Origin of the sequence: Actinoplanes sp. NPDC049599, assembly GCF_044465625.1 — a bacterium.
Classification (GTDB): Bacteria; Actinomycetota; Actinomycetes; order Mycobacteriales; family Micromonosporaceae; genus Actinoplanes.
In genome coordinates, this window is sequence record NZ_JBITLX010000003.1 from 551323 (window position 1) to 570332 (window position 19010).

A 19010-nucleotide genomic window follows, 5' to 3' on the forward strand; every position below is an offset into this window, starting at 1 on the left:
TGCCACCAGTCAACAAGTAGCCGAGTTGCTGACGATCGCGGTGACCCCGCCGGTCGCCAATTTGGGGCCGGCCGCACCGTCAAAGGCGTCGGCGCCCGGATCACTCAACGCCTGTCGCGATGCCTGCCGCCGATCTTGTGCCGCTGGGGCTCGCTCCGCACCGCAGCGCTTCAGCAATCGCCGCACCGGGCCGCTCCAAGATCCGCCGAGCGGGGCGCGAGTGGCAGATCTTGGAGCGGTGCCGTCAAGCGAAACGCTGGTTGCGCAAGGGATCGCGGCAAGGATGACCACAACCAGCCTGCGTTCGGCGGGAGCGACGGTCAGCACCATGCAACCAGGCACGACATGAAAGAGCAGGCTCAGTGGAAGATCGGGCGGACCGCGAAGTAGACGACGCAGGCGATGGCCGCCGCTGCCGGGAAGGTGGTGATCCAGGCCATCACGATGTTGCCGGCGACGTTCCAGCGGACCGCGCTCAGGCGCTTCGTTGCGCCCACGCCCATGATTGCTGAGGTGATCGTGTGGGTGGTGGAGATCGGGGCGTGCAGGACCAGCGCGTTGAAGAACAGGACCGAGCTGGCGACCATCTCGGCCGCGAAGCCCTCGGCCGGGCCCAGGTCGATGATCTTGCGGCCCAGGGTGCGGATGATGCGCCAGCCGCCCGCGTAGGTGCCGGCCGCGAGGACCGCCGCGGATGTCCAGAAGACCCACCACGGGATTTCCGTGGCGCTGTCCTGGAAGCCGCCGGTGTAGAGGGCCAGCACGATGATGCCCATCGTCTTCGCCGCGTCCTGCATGCCGTGGCCGACCGACATGAACGCCGCCGAGACGGTCTGGGCGATGCGGAAGCCGCGGTTCAGCTTGCCCGGGTGGCCGCGGCGGAAGCCCCACATGATGCCGACCATCACGATGAAGCCCAGCAGGAAGCCGACGAAGGGCGAGGCCACCATCGGGATCAGCACCTTCTCCAGGATGGTGCCCCACTCCACCGTGCCCTCGGTGGCGAACAGCGTCGCGCCGACCAGGCCGCCGAAGAGCGCGTGCGACGAGGAGGACGGCAGGCCGAAGTACCAGGTGATCAGGTTCCAGGCGATGGCGCCGACCACGCCGGCGAAGACCACGCCCAGGCTGGGGATGCCGAGCGGCAGCTTGACCAGGCCGTCGCCGACGGTCTTGGCCACCTCCGCGCCGAAGTGGGCGCCGACGAAGTTGCCGACCGCGGCCATGGCCAGGGCCACCCGGGGGGTCAGGGCGCGGGTGCTGACGCTGGTGGCGATGGCGTTCGCCGCGTCGTGGAAGCCGTTGGTGTAATCGAAGACCATCGCGGCGGCGATCACCGCGATGACGGCGATGAGCTCGGGGGACAAGGCCTAGGACTCCTTGACCGTGATGGTCTCGACCGTGTTCGCCACGTGCTCGAAGGCGTCGCAGGCCGCCTCCAGTTCGTCGGCGACCTCCTTCATCTTCAGGACCGTCAGCGCGTCGTACTCGCCGGAGAAGAGCCGGACCAGCAGCATCCGGTAGGCGCGGTCGCCGTCGTTCTCCAGGCGGTTGATCTCGATCCAGTACTCCTCGAGATTCTTCATCGCCTTGAGCCGGGGCATCGCGTCCGCGGTGATCTTGGCCTGCTGGTCCAGGACGTTGACCAGCTCGTGCATCTCGCGGGGCAGCGACGGCAGCTCGGTGAGGCCGTACAGGTAGAGCAGGTTGCCGACCGCTTCGAGGTGGTCCATCACATCGTCGAGCTGCGAGCCCAGCGAGTAGATGTCCTCCCGGTCGAACGGCGTGATGAAGGTCGAGTTGATCTTCTTGTAGAGGGTGTGGGTGATCTCGTCGCTGTCGTGCTCGACGTCGGTGAGCCGATCGCTGACCGACTGCACGTCCACCCCGGGCAGAGCGAGCTCGTTCAGCAGCTCGGTGCCGCGCACAAGGTTCTGGGCGGCCCGGGTGAACAGCTCGTAGAAGGCGCCCTCGGTGGGGCGGAAGGAGAACTTCACGGCGCGAACCTCGTTTGCGGGGTGGACGGGGCCTGGCGAATTCGAGGGAATGCTAGGTAATGCCTCCCCGGGTACCGAGCGCGCCTACCCCTGCTCAACAGCAGTTCAGTGCTCGTTCACTTCCCGTTAACCTGCAACGGTTACTTTCCCGGATCATTCAGACAACTGGCGCGGTGTCCGTGCGCGCCGTGGTGGCCCGGGGAGTCGGCGTGGGGCGACGGGCGGCGGGGTGCGGGGCGGGCCGCCGCACCGGATGCCGGCGCAGATGCCGGGCCAGCCCGACCTGGTCCGCGTCGGCGATCACGTCGACCCCGGCCTCGCCCAGCTCGGTCCAGACCGCCTGCCGGGCCCGCCGGGAACCGGCCGGCAGCCCGTTGATCCGGACCGTGCGCCCGTCCTCGTGCGCGGAACGGACCAGCGCGTGCAGCAGGTGCCGCTCCTCGGCGGAGATCGGCTCGCGGCCGTCCCAGCCGAACCGGCGGCTCCACGGCTCACTGATCATCGGCACCAGCGCCGGCGGGGCCGACGCGGTGCCGAGGTCGTCGAACGAGCCGTCCGCGAACGCGTACCGGCGGGTCTGGGTGGCGAGCAGGTCGCGGACGTCGACGATGCCGGTGATGGCCACCGTGACCGCGCCCGGCTCCAGCCGGCCGTCGATGCAGCGGCTCAGCAGCGGGGCGTGGTCACGCAGCTGCTGATCGAGCATCCGGTACGCCCGCAGCAGCGTGTCCGCGTCCCGGTTCGGCCCGGTGAACTCCACGACCAGCCGGAACGGCACCCGCTGGTCGCGGCGGAGCCGGCCGCCGTACGCCTTGGCCCGGGCCAGCAGCGGGGAGAGCACCATCCGGCGCAGCGTACGGCCGGGTCGCGGCTGCCCGGAGCCGAGGAACAGCTCGCCGTGCGGACCCGGCCGAACGGGCACGGTGAGCCCGGCCAGCCCGCGGCGCAGCACGCCCGGCAGCGGGTCCTCGGCCTGGTTGCCGACCAGCGCGTGCCCGGCGGAGAGGTACGGTCCCGGCCGGCGAGTCACCGCGACGCCGAGTGTCGCAGCTCCGGTGACACCGGCCACGCCGGCCAGCCCGCCCAGCAGGGTCGCCACGTTGTTCGCCACCTCTGCCCGCCCCTCAGGGAACGCGAAATAGGACCAAGTACACTTATCGCGCCTACCACTGTGTCACATGTGACACCTGTGACCGGGCAATGTCGCGGAGAATTCCCCCATGCCGTCGGACCCGTTTGAAGCCGAGCGTCCCCATCTGCTGGCGGTCGCGTACCGGATGCTCGGCAGTCGCGCCGAGGCCGAGGACGCGGTCCAGGAGGCCTGGCTGCGGTACCACCACGCGCGGGCCGGCGGGGAGGAGATCCGCGACCTGCGCGGCTGGCTCACCACGGTCACCGGCCGGATCTGCCTGGACATCCTGAAGTCGGCCCGGGTCCGCCGGGAGGCGTACCCCGGCCAGTGGCTGCCCGAGCCGGTGGTGTCGTTCCTCGACGACCCGGCCGAGCGGGTGACCCAGCGGCAGCAGGTCAGCCTCGCGCTGCTGGTGGTGCTGGAGAAGCTCACCCCCGAGCAGCGGGTCGCGGTGGTGCTGCACGACGCGTTCGGGGTGCCGTTCGACGAGGTGGCGGACGTGCTCAACACCAGCGTCCCGGCGGCCCGCCAGCACGCCTCGCGCGGCCGCCGGGCGATCGCCGAGGGGCAGGCCCGGCACACCGCGGACCTGCCCGAGCAGCGCAAGGTGCTGGAGGCGTTCCTGACGGCGGCGGCCTCGGGCGACCTGAAGGCGCTCGCGGCCGTGCTCGCGCCCGACGTGGTGGCGGTCGGCGACGGCGGCGGGGTGGTCAGCGCCGGGCAGAACGCGGTCTTCGGGATGGACAAGGTGGCCCGCCTCTACGCCGGGCTGCTCGGCCGGCAAGCCGAGCAGACCCGCGGCGTCACGGTCGAGCCGGTGCTGGTCAACGGCGCCGCCGGCGTGCTGGTGCGCGGCGAATACCTGGACGGGCGCCCGGTCCTGTTCGTGCTCACGGCGGCCGTCGCCGACGGCCGCATCACGGCCGTCTACACCCAGCTCAACCCGGCCAAGCTGCGGTCAGTCGACGACCGCGGTTAGCCATTTCCGGTACGCGGTGGCGAACGGTTCCGTGCCGTCGCCCAGGGCCACGAACAGTCGCCGGGCGGCGGCCTGCGCCTGCTCGACGACGTCGTCCGGGTAGCCGAACGCCAGCCGGTGCTCGGCGAACTCGTCCTCGTCGCGCAGCTCGATCACGCCGGTGTCGCGGCGGCGCGACACGTCCAGGTCGAGATCAACGATGTGCACGGTGTCACCCTCCCAGCGCGCCGGGGTGGTGATGTCGCAGTAGACCTCGCTGGTCCGCGGCGGCGGGTTGAACATTCCGGTCCACCACGCTCGGTGCGGGATCAGCAGCACGAACGGGATCTGCTCGACCGACGGCTGACCGTGGTAGACCGAGGTCGTGCCGCGGGTCACACCGACCCAGACGCCCAGGTCATCCTCGTTGAGCCGGCGCGCGGGGTAGTCCCGGTGGGCGGAGCCGTCGTACTTGGTGTAGACGACCCGGACCATCTCGCTCGGCATGACAAGACCCTAACGGTGACATGGTTTCGTCGGTGGTGGCGGGTACGGTCTCCGACGTGACTGCCGCGACCCGCAAGAAGGCCACCGCGTCCCAACTGCTCGCCGCCGCCGTCGGCGCAGTCCCGGGCGGCTCCTCCCGCCCCGGCCAGGAGGAGATGGCCGCGGCCATCGAGCGGGCGGTCAAGGACCGCGAGCATCTGTTGGTGCAGGCCGGCACGGGCACCGGCAAGTCCCTGGCCTACCTGACGCCGGCGCTGCTGGTCGACGGCCCGGTGGTGGTCTCCACCGCGACCCTGGCCCTGCAGAACCAGCTCGTCGAGCACGACCTGCCCCGGCTGGCCGACGCGGTGGAGCCGGTGCTGGGCCGCCGCCCGACCTTCGCGGTGCTCAAGGGCCGCCACCACTACCTCTGCCTGGCCAAGCTCGAACACGCCGACGAGGAGGCGCCGACCGACACCCTCTTCGACGACGCGCCGCCGCGGGCCACCCAGTGGCTGGGCGAGGCGGGCAAGCTCGGCAAGCAGATCCTGCGCGTGCAGGCCTGGTCCGAGAAGACCAAGACCGGCGACCGCGACGAGCTCGACCCGGGCGTGGACGAGACCGCCTGGCGCCAGGTGTCGATGCCGGCCCGCGATTGCGTGGGCGCGGCCCGCTGTCCGTACGGCGCGGAGTGCTTCGCCGAGGCCTCCCGGGTGCGCGCCCGCGAGGCGGACATCGTGGTGACCAACCACAGCCTGCTCGCCGTCGACATGCTCGCCGACCGGCACATCGTCCCGCCGCACAAGCTGCTGATCGTCGACGAGGCCCACGAGCTGGCCGACCGGGTCTCCTCGGCGGCCCAGGCGGAGCTGACCCCGGAATCGGTCGAGCGGGCGGCCCGGCGCGCCCGGCCGCTGGTCTCCCCCGCCGCCGCCGAGGCCCTGGCGGCCGCGGCCGACGCGCTGACCGTCGGGCTGAGCGACCTCCCCGCCGGCCGGTTGACCACCGGCCTGCCGCCGATGCTGCACCAGGCGGTGCTGCTGATCGACGCGTCCACCCGGGCGGCCCTGGACGCGATCGGCGACGTCAAGAACGACGACCCCGATCCGGTGCGCAAGCAACAGGCCAAGGCCACCCTGGACGACATCTCGACGACGGCCCAGCGGCTGCTGGAGGCCAACGAGTACGACGTGGCCTGGGTGGAGAAGTCCGACCTGGGCAACGGCCGCCGCGCGCTGGTGGTGGCCCCGCTCTCGGTCGCCGGCACCCTGGCCACCAGCCTGTACGAGGAGCGCACGGTGGTCGCCACCTCGGCGACGCTGACCCTGGGCGGCCGCTTCGACACGGTGGCCCGTTCGCTCGGCCTGCCGGCGCCGGCCCCGGTGCCGCTCGCCCGTTCCGGCGGCGGCCTGACCCCCGACGCGCCGCCGGTCTCCGGCGACGGCTGGAGCTCGCTGGATGTCGGCTCCCCGTTCGACTACCCCCGGCAGGGCATCCTGTACGTGGCCGCGCACCTGCCCCGGCCGGCCGCGTCGGGCCTGCCGGACGCCGCGGGCGAGGAGCTGCTGCGGCTGGTCGAGGCCCTCGGCGGACGCACGCTGGGCCTGTTCTCCTCCCGCCGGGCGGCCACCCAGGCGGCCGAGCTGCTGCGCGCCCGCACGACGCTGCCGGTGCTGCTGCAGGGCGAGGAGTCGCTGCCGATCCTGGTCCGCAAGTTCCGGGAGCAGAAGGAGAGCTGCCTGTTCGGCGTGATGTCGCTGTGGCAGGGCGTGGACGTGCCCGGCGACGCCTGCCAGCTGGTGGTGATCGACCGGCTGCCGTTCCCGCGCCCGGACGAGCCGCTGGCCGCCGCGCGGGCGGCCGCGGTCGACGCCACCGGCGGCTCCGGCTTCGCCTCGGTGAGCGTGCCGATCGCGGCGGTGCGGCTGGCCCAGGGGGTGGGGCGGCTGATCCGCTCCACCGGCGACAAGGGCGTGGTGGCGGTGCTGGATTCCCGGCTGGAGACGGCCCGCGGCTACGGCGCCTTCCTGCGCAAGTCGCTGCCCCCGTTCTGGTACACGACGCGGCCGGAGGTGGCCGTGGGCGCGCTCGAGCGCCTGGCGAAATCGTGACCGATCCGAACTGATTTCTGCCGACTCTCAACGGATTCGCCCTCTCAAGCGTCTTCAGGACTGGTGTTGATCGACACCGCTGGGGACGTCGAAGGGAATCCGCTCCATGACGGAGGATGCCGGCCCGCAACCCGCCCCGCACCGCAGGCGCCTGCCGCTCCCGCGGTGGTGGCGTAGCTCGATCGCGGTGCTCCCGCGGTGGTGCCGCCGGACGATCGCGCTGCTTGCGCTGGTCGTGACGGCGATCGGCGTCGGTGCGGCCGGCTACGTCGCGAGCGTCGACCTGCCACCGGATCCGGTGCCGCCGCAGGCCTCGGTGCTGTTCTACCGCGACGGCCGGACGGTGCTCGCGCGCATCGGCACCACCGACCGCACCGACGTCCGGCTCGACCAGGTGCCGGAGGCGGTCCAGCAGGCGTTCCTGGCCGCCGAGGACCGGGGTTTCTACGACCACTCCGGCGTCTCCGCCAAGGGCGTGCTGCGGGCACTGTGGACAAACGTGGTGCACGACGACGGCCAGGGCGCGTCCACCATCACGCAGCAGTACGTGCGCAACGCGTACCTGACCCAGGACCGGACGGTCAGCCGTAAGGCCAGGGAGATGGCGCTGGCGCTGAAGGTGGAGCACCGGTTCAGCAAGGACGAGATCCTCCAGCGGTACCTCAACACCATCTACTTCGGCCGCGGCGCGTACGGCATCCAGGCCGGCGCACACGCGTACTTCGGCACCACCGTCGATCAGCTGACCGGTTTCCAGGGCGCGGTGCTGGCCTCGCTGATCAAGGACCCGACCCGCGGCGATCCGGCGGTGGACGCCGAGTGGGCGCGTACCCGGTGGAAGTGGGTGCTCCGGGCGATGACCGCGCAGGGCTGGCTGCCCGCCGGGGCGGCGGAGCAGACGCCGTACCCGGCGGTCGCCAAGGAGTCGGTCACCGCGGGCAGCGTCGGCGGCTCGGCCGGCCTGATCGCCGACCGGGTCGAGGACGAGCTGGCCGCCTCGGGCATCCCCCGCCAGCAGGTCCGCACCGGCGGCCTGCGCATCACGACCACCATCGACGACGTCGCCCAGTCGGCGGCGACCGACGCGATCAGCGTGGGCCTGCGCGGCCAGCCCAAGGAGCTGCGGGTCGCGCTGGTCGCCGTCGACCCGGCCGACGGCGGCGTGCGCGCCTACTACGGCGGCGACCGCGGCCGCGGCTACTTCGACGACGCGCAGGCCGCCCGGCCGCCGGCGTCCACCTTCAAGCCGGTCGTGCTGGCCGCCGCCGAGGAGCGCGGGATCGGCTTCGCCTCGCTCTACAACGGCAGCTCACCGCGCGAGTTCGCGGACCGTCGCGGGGTGCCGCTGTACAACCAGCGCAACCTGCAGTGCCCGGTGTGCCCGCTCGACCTGGCGATGGTGCACTCGCTGAACACCCCCTTCTACGCGGTGGCCGAGCAGATCGGCCCGGACGCCGTCCGCCGGCTCGCGCGCAAGCTGGGCGTGCCGGAACGGTACGGCGAGCAGCGCACCATGGTGGACCAGCCCGGCGACCCGGCGCCCGGCCGGACCCGGTCCGACATCGCGCTGGGCCGGTACCCGGTGGCACCGGCCGACCTGGCGACCCTCTACGCCACGCTGGCCGACGGGGGACAACGCCGGGAGCGGCACTTCGTCGACACGGTCTTCACCGCCGAGGGCGCCGAACTGCACCGGTTCGCCGGCAAAGCCCAGCGGGTGCTCTCCGGCGCCGTGGCCGCGGACGTGCAGGCCGTGCTCGCGAAGGTGGTGGCCCGCGACGGCGAGGTGGCCGGCACCCAGGCCGCCGCGAAGACCGGTTCCCAGCAGTGGGGCGACACCACCGACTCCTCCGACGCCTGGACGGCCGGCTGGGCGCCCGGGCTCGCCGCGGTCACCTGGGTCGGCCGGGACCGGCCGGGACCCATCCGGGAGCGGACCGGCAAGGCCATCAACGGCGACGGGATGCCGTACCGGATCTGGCAGTCCTTCCTCGCCGCCGCCCTGCGTGACCAGCCCACCCGGGCGGTGGCCGGGCCGGCCCACGTGGGCCGGCGGGAAACCGCCGACCTCAAGACCCTCGCGCCCGGCTTCAAGGGCTCGCCGGCCACGGTCTACCCGGGGCCGCAGCAGGGCGACCTGGTCGACCTGGCCCTGGCCACCGGCTCGTGGTCGCAGCGCACCGACCGGCTGGACCGGGCGCTCGACAAGTACGCCGGCGCTGCCGGGGAGTTCTCGGTCGCGGTCGTGGACCGCAAGACCGGACGCCGGTACGCCTACCACGGTGGCCGGGAGCAGGAGACGGCCAGCATCGTCAAGGTCGAGCTGCTGGCGGCGCTGCTGCTCAAGGCCCAGGATCAGGGCCGCGGGCTGAGCAGTTCCGAACGGGCCCGGGTGACGAAGATGATCCGGGCGAGCGACAACACGGCCGCGACCAAGGTGTACGCCGCCGTGGGCGGCACCGCCGGACTGCGCGAGGCCGGCGAGCGGCTGGGCCTGACCAGCACCGACCCGGCCACCTCCTGGGGTTTCACCCGGACCACGGCCGACGACCAGCTGCGGCTGGTCGCCGCCCTGACCGACCCGCAGAGCCCGCTGACCGAGCCGTCCCGCGACCTGGCGCTGCAGCTCATGTCCTCGGTCAACGCCGACCAGAACTGGGGCGTGAGCGCGGCGGCCTTCGCCGGCGAGCGGGTCTCGCTGAAGAACGGCTGGACCTCCCGCTCGGCCGAGCAGGGCCGCTGGATCGTCAACAGCATCGGCCGGATCAGCGACGACGACACCGACACCGCCGTGGCCGTGCTCTCCCACGGCCACGGCGACAAGCAGCGCGGCGTTGACGTCGTCGAGCAGGTGACCGCGCTGACCCGTAGCTACCTGGGCTGGTGAGGCGGGTCCCCGGTCGAGGTGACGAGCACGGCATCCGGCGGGATCTCCGGGCGTTGCCGGCCCAGCCGCCGGACGCCGGTGTTGAGCACCGCGATCAGCGGCACCGCGACCAGCGCGCCGATGATGCCCGCCAGCACCACGCCGCAGGCGATGCCGATGATCACGACCAGCGGGTGCACGGCCACCGCCCGGCCCATGATCAGGGGTTGCAGGATGTGCCCCTCGACCTGCTGCACCAGGATCACCGCGCCGAGCACGATCAGGGCGACGATCCAGCCCCGGTCGACCAGCGCCACCAGCACCGCCACCGCACCCGACACGCTCGCCCCCACGATCGGGATGAACGCGCCCAGGAACACCAGCGCCGCCAGCGGGAACGGGAACTGGACCTTGAGGATCACCAGGGCCAGGCCGATGCCGGTGGCGTCGATGAAGGCCACCAGCACCGTCGCGCGCACGTAGGAGCCCAGCGTCGACCAGGAGGCGTCACCCGCGTCGGCCAGGCTCCAGCGGGCGTTGACCGGGAAGAGCCGGACCAGGAAGCGAAAGATCTTGCGGCCGTCGCGGAGGAAGAAGAACGTCGCGAAGAGCACCAGCAGCGCGCCGGTGAGCACCTCGAACAGGGTCGCCGCGGTGGCCACCCCGGTCTCGGTCAGCGACGAGGTGTTCGCGTTGATCCAGTTCTGGCCGGAGTCGATCGCCTGGTTGACCTGCTCGTCGGACAGGTGCAGCGGGCCGGTGCGCAGCCACTCCTGGATCTGCCGGATGCCGCTGCTCGCCTTGGCGGTGAGGTCGCCCACCCCGTCGACGAACTGGTTCACCACCAGCGTCAGGGTGCCCGCCACGGCGGCGATGCCGCAGATCAGCACGAGGAAGGTGGCCAGCGACGGGGGCAGCCGGTAGCGGCGCAGCCAGCCCACCGCGGGCGACAGCAGCGCCGAGAGCAGCAGGGCGATCGCCAGCGGGATCACCACGATGCTGACGATGCTGATGAAGCGCAGCAGCACCCAGCCGACCACCCCGACGACGATCAGCCGCCACGACCACGCGGCGGCGATCCGCAGCGAGTGCGGCACCTCCGCGTCGTCCCGGCTCGACGTCGATCGATGGTCGACCGGCGGATCCGGCGCGGGCAGCTCGAACTCGACCCCGTGGTCGTCCGGTGCCGCGTCGTGCTCCGTGCGGGCCTGCCGGACCGACTCGCGCCCGGTCTCGTACGCACGACGCAGATTCGCCCGGACCCGTTGCAAGCGGCTCAACCGCTGACCCCCTTGTCCGTTGTCACGCCGGACCCACCGTAGACCAGACCCTCTCCGTGGTCCGTCAGGCTCGGGCGTACCGTCCTGTCGTGAACACCGACACCCGTACCGAGGCCGGGCTGCCCATCCGGATGTTGCACGACCGCGTCCTCGTCCGGCTCGACGGCGGCGACGGCGAACGTCGCTCCAGCGCCGGCATCGTCATCCCGGCCACCGCATCGATGGGCCGCCGCCTGTCCTGGGCGAAGGCCGTCGGCGTGGGGCCGAACGTGCGCTCCATCGTCGTCGGCGACCGGGTCCTGTTCGACCCGGACGACCGCGCGGAGGTGGAACTGCACGGCAAGGAGTACGTGCTGCTGCGCGAACGCGACGTGCACGCCGTCGCCGCCACCCGCGTCGAGTCGGACGGGACGGGCCTGTACCTGTAACTACCGCTTCAGCAGGGCGAAGACTCCCCAGCCGAGGTATTCGCGGCGATAGCGCGTGTACGCCACCGGGTCCGTGCTGAGCTCCTCCCGGAACGCCGGGGCGAGCTCGTCCTCCGGGTTGGCGTCCAGCCAGCGGCGGATGGTGAGCCAGTGCGCGGCGGCGTACCGGTCCCAGCTGTCCTGATCGGCCAGGACCATCTCTACCAGGTCCCAGCCCAGCTCGTGGAACTGGGTGACCAGGCCGGGCAGATCCCGCCAGCCGTCCCGGTCCTGGGCGTGACAGGCCTCGATCGCGGCCTGGCTCGGCGGCTCCTGCCGCCAGAACGGCTCGCCGACGAGCACCATGCCGCCCGGGCGCAGACTGCGCTCGAGCAGGCTGATCGTGCCGGGCACGCCATCACCGATCCAGGTGGCCCCGATACAGGCGGCGACGTCCACCGGCGTGTCGGCGACAAAACCGCCGGCATCACCGTGCACGAACCGGACCCGGTCGGCGACGCCCAGCTCCACGGCGCGCTCGCGGGCCATGGCGGTGGCGACGGTGCTGATGTCGACACCGGTGCCGCCGATGCCGTGCTCGCGGGCCCAGGTGCAGAGCAGCTCGCCCCGGCCGCCGGCCAGGTCGAGCAGGGTGTCCCCGGCCCGCAGCTTGATGGCCTGGCCGAGGGTGGCGAGCTTCGCCGGCGAGAACGGGTTACAGATCCGCAGGTCGCCTTCGCGGATGGTGTGATGACGCGGAAGATCCATGACTGCTGCTCCAGAAATCCGAAGGTCGAGGGAGGAAAACCGAAAACCGGCCGGTACGGACCGGCTCACTCGACCGCGGCATCGCGCATCACTCGATTCTTCGTTCGTCGGAGTCTGGTGCCTGGCGTGGCCAGGCTAGGCCGACGGGGGCTTGGGCCCAACCGCTTTTACGAGGGGGGTGGGTCGGCGCTCGGGCTCGGGGAGCTGCCGGAGTCGCTCGGTCCGGGGTCGATCTGTCCGTAGTCGTAGGACGGTTGGGCTGGGGGTGGGGTGTGGCTCTGCTGGGAGTGGGCCGCCCAGGGGTCGCTGTTCGGCGGGGGTTCGGGGTGGGACGGGGGTGGGCCCCAGGTGGGGGTGGCGTAGGGGTAGCTGGGCTGGCTCTGGCCGCTCTGCCCATAGCCGGGTTGGCCGTAAGGCGGCTGGACCGCGCCGGGCTGACCCGGGCTCGGCTGGGCGTAACCGGGCTGGCCGTAGGGCGGCTGCCCCGGGCCCGGCTGGCCGTAGCCGGCCTGGCTTGCGCCATAACTCTGACCGGGACCCGGCTGGCCGTAGCCGGGCTGGCCGTAGCCAGGCTGGGCGTAGCCAGGCTGGCCGTAGGGCGGCTGACCCGGGCCCGGCTGGCCGTAGCCGGCCTGGCCCGCACCGTAACTCTGGCCGGGGCCCGGCTGGCCGTAGGACGGCTGACCTGGGCCCGGCTGGCCGTAGCCGGCCTGGCCCGCGCCGTAACTCGGGCCGGGGCCCGGCTGGCCGTAGCCAGCCTGGCCCGCGCCATAACTCTGGCCGGGACCCGGCTGGCCGTAGCCGGACGGACCGTAGCCGGCCTGACCCGCGCCAGGACCTGCCTGCTGCCCATAGCCGGACGGCCCATACCCCTGCCCGGGAGCCACCTGGCCATACCCCGCCGGCCCATAGGACGGCCGGCCATAACCCTGCGCGCCGTAGCCCGGCCCGCCGTAGCCGGCCATCACCGGGGGCGGGGGCAGTCGCACCGGCACCGGCACCACCGGTTCCTCCGGCGCGGTCACCGAGCGGGTGACCCCGTCCGGGAACGCGATCTGATAGCTCGACCCGTCCCAGAAGGCCTGCGGCGTCTGCGGATCCCGGCCCACGAACACCGACCGGTATCCCGAGAGCGCGGTCAGCAGCCGCTGCTCGTCCTCGATCGCCCGCTGCTGGTCGCTCGGGCTGCCGCTGTGCAGACCGCGCTGCATCCCGTCGCGGAGCAGCGCCAGCTTTGTCGAGGTCGCCTGGAAGCCGCGCATCGCCCGGACGCCCGCATCGCCGGCCACCCGCTTCGCCCACTGCCGGGCCGAGTGCCGGCGGCCCAGGCTGCCCAGCGTCGCCACTTCCGGCGGGGACAGCCAGCCGGCGCGTACGTAACCGGGCAGGATGCGCTCGCTCAGCCGGCCCTCCCAGCCGCGCAGCGCGATGGCGAAGCCGAGGACCAGGAAGAAGAACGGGACCATGAAGCCGAGGTAGCCGTACAGCATGATCAGGGTTTCGCCGGTGGCCACCGACAGCGTCGGCAGCAGGTTGAACAGGCCGTGCAGGATCATCGCCAGCAGCAGGCCCGCGATCGGCGCCAGCCACCTCATCCGCTTGTCCGCCGAGCGCGCGGACAGGCCCAGGCCGATGCCGGTCATCGCGGTGAACAGCGGGTGCGCGAAGCCGGTGAAGAGGATCCGCACGATGAAGATCAGGAACACGTTCTGGATGCCGGTCGCCGGGCCGTACTCGTCGGCACCCGACGCGTAGCCGTGCCCGCCCAGGTAGAGCACGTTCTCGACCATGGCGAAGCCGAGCGCTGACATGCCGCAGTAGACGATGCCGTCGGTGATGCCGGACCACTCGCGGCGCCGGCGCCAGAGCAGCAGGATCGGGCCGAGGGCCTTCATGGACTCCTCGATGAACGGCGCCACGAGCACCGCGACCAGCGCGTCCGGCAGGCCGATCCGGTCGAAGCCCCAGCCGGCCAGCGAGTTGACCCCGATCGCGACCAGCGTCGCCACCGCCGAACCCCAGGCGAAGCAGAAGATCAGGTAGCGGCTCGGCTCCGGCTCGTAGCGGTCCAGCCAGAGGAAGCAGCCGACCAGCACCGGCACCGGCAGGATCGCCGCGACGAGCCCGATCGCCAGGCCCTGCGGCCCGTTGCTGAAGCCGAGGATGACCAGCATGGCGATCGCGCAGGCGGCGATGAAGGTGATCACGAGGGACAGCGGCAGCCAGCGCGGAATGCGCGACCGCTTCGGCGGCGCGAGCGGCAGCACCGGCGGCTCCAGGAGCGCATCCGGCCCAGGCGCGACAACACTGACGGTCGCATCCGCCGGCCCGGGCGAACCAGCACCGGCGGCCGTCTCCGCGGCGTCACCGCCCGGCGAGACGGCCGATCCGGAACCAGCCAGAGCGGCCGGCCCGGCAAAAGCCCCGCCCGACTCCCCGAAAGCGGACCCGGTAGCGGAGCCAGACCCGGAAGCCGACCAAGATCCCGCCACGGAGCCGGAATCGCCCGCCGGGCCAGACCCGGAAACCGGCCCAGCAGCCGACCAAGACCCCGAAACCGGCTCTACACCCGACCCGGAGCCTGAAGCCGAACCCGCCTCGGAATCGGACCAAGGCCCCGAACCGGGCCCGGACCCGGACCAGGGCCCCGGCGGACAACCGGCAGAGCCGGAAGCCGGAGCAGCGGAATCAGGCGCCGGGGAGGCCGGAGCCGCGGAGGTGGGTGCCGGGTCGGGCGACCCGCCGTGAGCTACGTCGGCCATGCCGCCAGCGTAGCCACCCCGCCCCCGCCGGGCAGACCCCGGCGGCGAAAGAGGATCAAGAGCCGAAAAGGGCCGGAAGTGTCAGGAAGGGCCGCGACCGGAGGCACCCGGCCGGGACCGCCCGGGGTTCTTGCGTGCCGTACGCCCCCGCCCGTGCCAGCCGACCGCCCGCCGGACCAGCCGGGGCGCCTCGGCGTACTCGATGCCGGTGGCCCGGAGCAGGTCGGAGACGGTGGTCCGGACCTGCGCCACCACCACCCCGCCGGAGAAGCCGACCCCCTCGTCGTACGCCCGGCCGGACTCGGCCGCCGCCCGCAGCGCCCGTTCCCGGGTGGCCACCGGCTCGGCGCCCTTGGCCCACTCCTGGCGCAGCAGGTCCACCGCGTCGCCGAGCAGGTCGACCGAGGTCGGCAGGCACTCCGGGATCACCTCACCGTCGCCGAGCGCGGTCATCACCCGGCGGGCCAGCACCCGGACGTTGCGCAGCGCGTACGTCACGTGGTCGGCACCCTCGACGTACTGGCTCAGCGCGCCGCGGGTCCGCCAGCGGGCCGGCGCGAAGGCCACGTTCTCGCTGGCCGCGGTCGCGGCCTGGGCGAAGCCGGTGAAGCTCGCCTCGGCCGCGCGCAGCCGGTCGAGGGCGCCGCCCACCGCGCCGGCGTCGCCGGAGCGCAGCCCGTCCGCGATCGACCGCAGGCCGTCGGCGAGCGCTTCGAGCGCCGGGTCCGCCGCCCGGCGGATCACCGTCAGCGGGTTCAGCGGCAGCAGGACAGTCATCACGATCAGCCCGACCGCGCCGCCGACAAGCGCGTCGAAGAACCGGGTGTACGGCAGCGCCCCGCCGGGCGTCGTCAACGTCGCCACCAGCACCGCGGACGAGGCGGACTGCACCACCAGGGGCGTACCGCCGCCGACCGCCGCCGCGGTCGCGATCGCCAGCACCACCACCAGGCCGACCTGCCACGGCCCGGTGCCGATCAGCAGGATGATGCCGTCGCCGATGCCGATGCCGATCGCCACCCCGATGACCAGCTCCACCGTGCGCCGGGCCCGCTGGCCGATCGACGAGGCCAGGGTGATGACGGCGGCGATCGGTGCGAAGAACGGGCTGGGCCGGCCGATGACGTCGTGGGCGACGAACCAGGCGATCCCGGCGGCCAGCCCGGCCTGCAGGGCGAGCGGGAAGCCGGCCCGGACCCGGGACCACCCGGCCCCGATCCCCGTACGGGACCGCCCGTGCAGCTCCGCGAGGACCGCAACAAGCCCACGCTGCGCCTCCGGCTCGGTCATGTCTGCAGACCCTAACCGGGCGCGTGTCAGGATGGCGGCCGTGACGACTCTTGTTGACCGGTGGGTCGCGGCCGCCCGGGGCGCCGGGGCGACCGCCGACGACGCGGACCTCGGCGCGGCCGGCGAATACCTGCTGACCCGCTGGTCCGAACCGCAGCGGCAGTACCACACCGTGGCCCACCTGACCGCCGTCCTCGACGTCATCGACCGGCACGCCGAGCTGGCCGCGGGCGCCGACCGGGTACGGCTCGCGGCCTGGCTGCACGACGCGGTGTACGACCCGCGGGCGCTCGGCGACGCCAACGAGCGGGACAGCGCGGAGTTCGCGGCCGGCCTGCTGGCGACCCTGGGCACACCGGACGGCGTGGCCGAGGAGGTGGCCCGGCTGGTCGGGCTGACCGCGGGGCACGCGACCCAGGACGACGACCCGGACGGCGAGCTGCTCTGCGATGCCGACCTGGCGGTGCTGGCCGGCGACCCGGACGAGTACGCGGCGTACACGGCCGCGATCCGCCGGGAGTACGCGCACGTGCCGGACGACGTCTTCCGCGGCGGGCGTACCCAGGTGCTCAAGGCCCTGCTGGAGCTGCCGTCGATCTACCGGCACGCCCCGCTGCGGTCGGCCTGGGAGGACCGGGCCCGGGCCAACCTGGCGGCGGAGCTCAAGACCTTGAGCTGAGATGCTTGGGGCGGCGCAGGCCGGTCGTCCGCAGCCGGGCGGAGAGCTCACGCGGGCGGACCAGGGTGGCGCCGAGCCACAACGCCATCGGGAAACGGGTCTCCGGGATGTCGTAGTGGTCCCGGTCGAAGGCGCGCCGGGGCGCGCCCAGCATCTCCGCGAAGGCGTGCAGCTCGGCGTACGACAGGTCGCTGACCAGGTGGGACCAGAGCCGGCCGCGGCCCGGCCAGTGCGGCTCGTCGACGAGGATCAAAGGTCCACTTCGAGCAGGTCGGTGCCCCGGTCGGCGGAGTATCCCCGCACGTCGGCGACGCCGAGCCGGGCCGCGTCGGCGGTCAGGTCGTCGGGCATCTTCTGCGACTGCCGTTCGGCCTCGACCCGGGCCAGGTAGTGCTCGATCTCCCGGGCCCGCACCGCGGCGTCCCAGCCGAGCGCGTCACCCATCAGCGCGGCGGCGTGCGCGGCGGTCTCGGCGCCACGGTGGGCGGTCTCGAAGGAGATCCGGGTGCGCCGGGTGAGCACGTCGTCAAGATGCAGGGCACCCTCGGCCTGCGCCGCGTACGCGACCTCGGCGGCCAGATACTCCGGGGCGCCGGCCAGCGGGGTGGCCAGGGCCGGGTCAGCCTCGATCATCGCCAGCAGGTGCACGGTCAGCGTCCCGTACCGCTCAAGCAGATGCTCGATCACCCCCGCGGTGACGCCGTGCCGCCGAGCGATGTCCATCCGATCCCGCCAGGCGGCGGCGAAGCCGTCGGCGCCGAGCAGCGGAAGCTGATCGGTACGGGAAGGCTGGGCAGGCCCGCCGAGCCGGCGCACGGCCCGGTTGATGACATCGGCGGCCATCACCCGGTACGTCGTGTACTTACCCCCGGCGACCAGCAGCAGCCCGAGCATCGGCTCGACCACGGCATGCTCACGGGACAGCTTGGAGGTGGAATCGGCCTCACCGGAGAGCAGCGGCCGCAGCCCGGCATAGACACCCTCGATGTCGTCGACGGTCAGCGGCCGATCCAGCACGGTATTGACCTGATCGAGCAGGTAACGGATGTCCCGCGCCGAGGCAGCCGGGTGCGAACGGTCCAGCTCCCAGTCGGTGTCGGTGGTACCGATGATCCAGTGCCCACCCCAAGGAATGACAAAAAGCACCGAGGTGGGCGTCCGCAGAATCAGCCCGGCTTCACCGGTGATCGCCGACCGCGGCACAACCAGGTGCACCCCCTTGGAGGCCCGCACCCGCAACCCGGGCCGCACACCGACATCACGCAGCATCCGCGACATATCGTCACTCCAGACACCGGTCGCGGCGACAACCGTGCGAGCCCGCACCTCAAACTCGGGCGAGTCAGGCGACTCCAGATCCCGCACCTTGACGCCGACAACCTCCCGCGCCTCCCGGACAAAACCGGTGACCCGGGCACTGGTGACCACGGCAGCCCCGAGACTGGCCGCGGTGCGCGCCAGATTGACCACGAGCCGGGCGTCATCCACCTGCCCGTCGTAGTACCGGATCGCCCCAGTGATCTTGTCAGCCCGCAGGCTGGGGAAAAGCGACCGCGCGCCGTCCCGGGTGAGATGGCGGTGCAACGGCATGCCGCGCCCACTGCCGAACACGCCGGCAAAGACGTCATAGGCGGCGACACCGAGGCCGTAGTAGGCACGCTGCCAGACCCGGGCAACCGGAGAAGCGGCAGGCAACGGAACCAGAATCGGCACCGGCCGCACCAGATGCGGCGCGAGCCGGCTGGTGAGCAGGCCCCGCTCGGTGAGCGCCTCATGCACCAGGTGCAGCTCAAGCTGCTCCAGATACCGCAAGCCACCATGAATCAGCTTGCTGGACCGACTGGACGTGCCGGCGGCCAGATCACGAGCCTCAACAAGGGCGACCTTCAGACCACGCGAGGCGGCATCCAACGCGGCACCGGCGCCGGTGACCCCACCGCCGATGACAAGCACATCAAACTGCTCGTCCCGCAACCGGCGCAGGTCGGAGACACGACGAAGGGGCGAAAGCCGACCGGCGGCATAACGGGACTCGGAGGGAGAGCGCACAACCCCCACGGTAGCGCTGCCAGCTGTCACACCGGCGAGTGAAAAGAGATAGCCAAGATCAAATTCTTCCTGTCGTGCCTGGTTGCATGGTGCTGACCGTCGCTCCCGCCGAACGCAGGCTGGTTGCATGGTTCTATCCGCTGCCGGCTGGTTGCATGGTGGGCTTGGGGGCGGGGATGACCCACTCCGGGCGGTCAGGCTTGGTCCCTGCGTGGGTCATCCCCG

14 protein-coding genes and 1 pseudogene are annotated in these 19010 nt (G+C 72.4%); 5 read left to right on the forward strand and 10 right to left on the reverse strand.

Going from position 1 to position 19010, the window contains the following annotated elements; genetic code table 11:
• Positions 1-359: 359 nt before the first annotated feature.
• The 3 genes from ACIBQZ_RS08865 to ACIBQZ_RS08875 form a co-directional block, all read right to left on the reverse strand.
• Positions 360-1367 carry an anion permease gene (locus tag ACIBQZ_RS08865; RefSeq protein ID WP_396087896.1) on the reverse strand — a complete coding sequence of 336 codons (1008 nt, stop codon included), beginning with the start codon at positions 1365-1367 and terminating at the stop codon, positions 360-362.
• Positions 1368-1370: 3 nt separating this feature from the next.
• Positions 1371-1997 (reverse strand): DUF47 domain-containing protein, encoded by a 627-nt coding sequence (locus ACIBQZ_RS08870; RefSeq protein ID WP_396087897.1) that lies wholly within the window; start codon positions 1995-1997, stop codon positions 1371-1373.
• A gap of 157 nt (positions 1998-2154) precedes the next feature.
• Complete coding sequence (locus tag ACIBQZ_RS08875; protein WP_396087898.1) at positions 2155-3108, reverse strand: hypothetical protein; 954 nt, start codon at positions 3106-3108, stop codon at positions 2155-2157.
• Positions 3109-3217: 109 nt separating this feature from the next.
• Here ACIBQZ_RS08875 and sigJ point away from each other — a divergent pair, with 109 nt between their 5' ends.
• Entirely contained in the window at positions 3218-4108 is an 891-nt protein-coding gene (gene sigJ / locus ACIBQZ_RS08880; protein ID WP_396087899.1) for an RNA polymerase sigma factor SigJ, read from the forward strand.
• Here sigJ and ACIBQZ_RS08885 read toward each other — a convergent pair.
• Positions 4088-4594, reverse strand: a complete 507-nt coding sequence (locus ACIBQZ_RS08885; RefSeq protein WP_396087900.1) for a DUF402 domain-containing protein — start codon at positions 4592-4594, stop codon at positions 4088-4090. The two genes, sigJ and ACIBQZ_RS08885, sit on opposite strands and share 21 nt — an antisense overlap.
• Positions 4595-4749: 155 nt before the next feature.
• Between ACIBQZ_RS08885 and ACIBQZ_RS08890 the strand changes: the two genes are divergently transcribed.
• Both ACIBQZ_RS08890 and ACIBQZ_RS08895 read left to right on the forward strand, forming a co-directional pair.
• A complete protein-coding gene (locus ACIBQZ_RS08890; RefSeq protein WP_396087943.1) occupies positions 4750-6684 on the forward strand; it encodes an ATP-dependent DNA helicase in 1935 nt (644 codons plus the stop codon).
• Positions 6685-6790: 106 nt separating this feature from the next.
• Positions 6791-9571, forward strand: coding sequence for a transglycosylase domain-containing protein (locus tag ACIBQZ_RS08895; protein WP_396087901.1), 2781 nt, complete (start codon positions 6791-6793; stop codon positions 9569-9571).
• Here ACIBQZ_RS08895 and ACIBQZ_RS08900 read toward each other — a convergent pair.
• Positions 9556-10821, reverse strand: a complete 1266-nt coding sequence (locus ACIBQZ_RS08900; protein WP_396087944.1) for an AI-2E family transporter — start codon at positions 10819-10821, stop codon at positions 9556-9558. The two genes, ACIBQZ_RS08895 and ACIBQZ_RS08900, sit on opposite strands and share 16 nt — an antisense overlap.
• Before the next feature lie 140 nt (positions 10822-10961).
• On the opposite strand from ACIBQZ_RS08900, the gene ACIBQZ_RS08905 reads away from it, so the two are divergent.
• Entirely contained in the window at positions 10962-11258 is a 297-nt protein-coding gene (locus ACIBQZ_RS08905) for a co-chaperone GroES (RefSeq protein ID WP_212989171.1), read from the forward strand.
• On the opposite strand, the gene ACIBQZ_RS08910 is transcribed toward ACIBQZ_RS08905, so the two are convergent.
• From ACIBQZ_RS08910 to ACIBQZ_RS08920, 3 genes and pseudogenes are all read right to left on the reverse strand, one after another.
• The gene (locus ACIBQZ_RS08910) at positions 11259-12005 is read right to left on the reverse strand and encodes an SAM-dependent methyltransferase (RefSeq protein WP_396087903.1); all 747 of its coding nucleotides are present in this window, start codon (positions 12003-12005) and stop codon (positions 11259-11261) included.
• Between the two features lie 893 nt (positions 12006-12898).
• Positions 12899-14407, reverse strand: a pseudogene (locus ACIBQZ_RS08915) (PrsW family intramembrane metalloprotease); the annotation flags it as partial.
• 441 nt (positions 14408-14848) lie between these two features.
• Positions 14849-16057 carry an aromatic acid exporter family protein gene (locus tag ACIBQZ_RS08920; RefSeq protein ID WP_396087904.1) on the reverse strand — a complete coding sequence of 403 codons (1209 nt, stop codon included), beginning with the start codon at positions 16055-16057 and terminating at the stop codon, positions 14849-14851.
• 31 nt (positions 16058-16088) lie between these two features.
• On the opposite strand from ACIBQZ_RS08920, the gene ACIBQZ_RS08925 reads away from it, so the two are divergent.
• Positions 16089-16736, forward strand: coding sequence for a metal-dependent phosphohydrolase (locus ACIBQZ_RS08925; protein WP_396087905.1), 648 nt, complete (start codon positions 16089-16091; stop codon positions 16734-16736).
• Here the strand turns inward: ACIBQZ_RS08925 and ACIBQZ_RS08930 are convergent.
• The gene (locus ACIBQZ_RS08930; protein ID WP_396087906.1) at positions 16720-16989 is read right to left on the reverse strand and encodes a DUF4031 domain-containing protein; all 270 of its coding nucleotides are present in this window, start codon (positions 16987-16989) and stop codon (positions 16720-16722) included. The genes ACIBQZ_RS08925 and ACIBQZ_RS08930 overlap by 17 nt on opposite strands.
• Positions 16986-18785 (reverse strand): glycerol-3-phosphate dehydrogenase/oxidase, encoded by a 1800-nt coding sequence (locus tag ACIBQZ_RS08935; protein WP_396087945.1) that lies wholly within the window; start codon positions 18783-18785, stop codon positions 16986-16988. The genes ACIBQZ_RS08930 and ACIBQZ_RS08935 overlap by 4 nt, the downstream gene beginning before the upstream one ends.
• Between the last annotated feature and the right edge of the window lie 225 nt (positions 18786-19010).

What these genes read in the sequence shown, in the direction of transcription:
- sigJ (WP_396087899.1), top strand. Translation starts at nt 3,218, where the DNA reads ATGCCGTCGGACCCGTTTGAAGCCGAGCGTCCCCATCTGCTGGCGGTC.
- ACIBQZ_RS08885 (WP_396087900.1), bottom strand. Translation starts at nt 4,594, where the DNA reads ATGCCGAGCGAGATGGTCCGGGTCGTCTACACCAAGTACGACGGCTCC.
- ACIBQZ_RS08890 (WP_396087943.1), top strand. Translation starts at nt 4,750, where the DNA reads ATGGCCGCGGCCATCGAGCGGGCGGTCAAGGACCGCGAGCATCTGTTG.
- ACIBQZ_RS08895 (WP_396087901.1), top strand. Translation starts at nt 6,791, where the DNA reads ATGACGGAGGATGCCGGCCCGCAACCCGCCCCGCACCGCAGGCGCCTG.
- ACIBQZ_RS08905 (WP_212989171.1), top strand. Translation starts at nt 10,962, where the DNA reads ATGTTGCACGACCGCGTCCTCGTCCGGCTCGACGGCGGCGACGGCGAA.
- ACIBQZ_RS08910 (WP_396087903.1), bottom strand. Translation starts at nt 12,005, where the DNA reads ATGGATCTTCCGCGTCATCACACCATCCGCGAAGGCGACCTGCGGATC.
- ACIBQZ_RS08920 (WP_396087904.1), bottom strand. Translation starts at nt 16,057, where the DNA reads ATGACCGAGCCGGAGGCGCAGCGTGGGCTTGTTGCGGTCCTCGCGGAG.
- ACIBQZ_RS08925 (WP_396087905.1), top strand. Translation starts at nt 16,089, where the DNA reads ATGGCGGCCGTGACGACTCTTGTTGACCGGTGGGTCGCGGCCGCCCGG.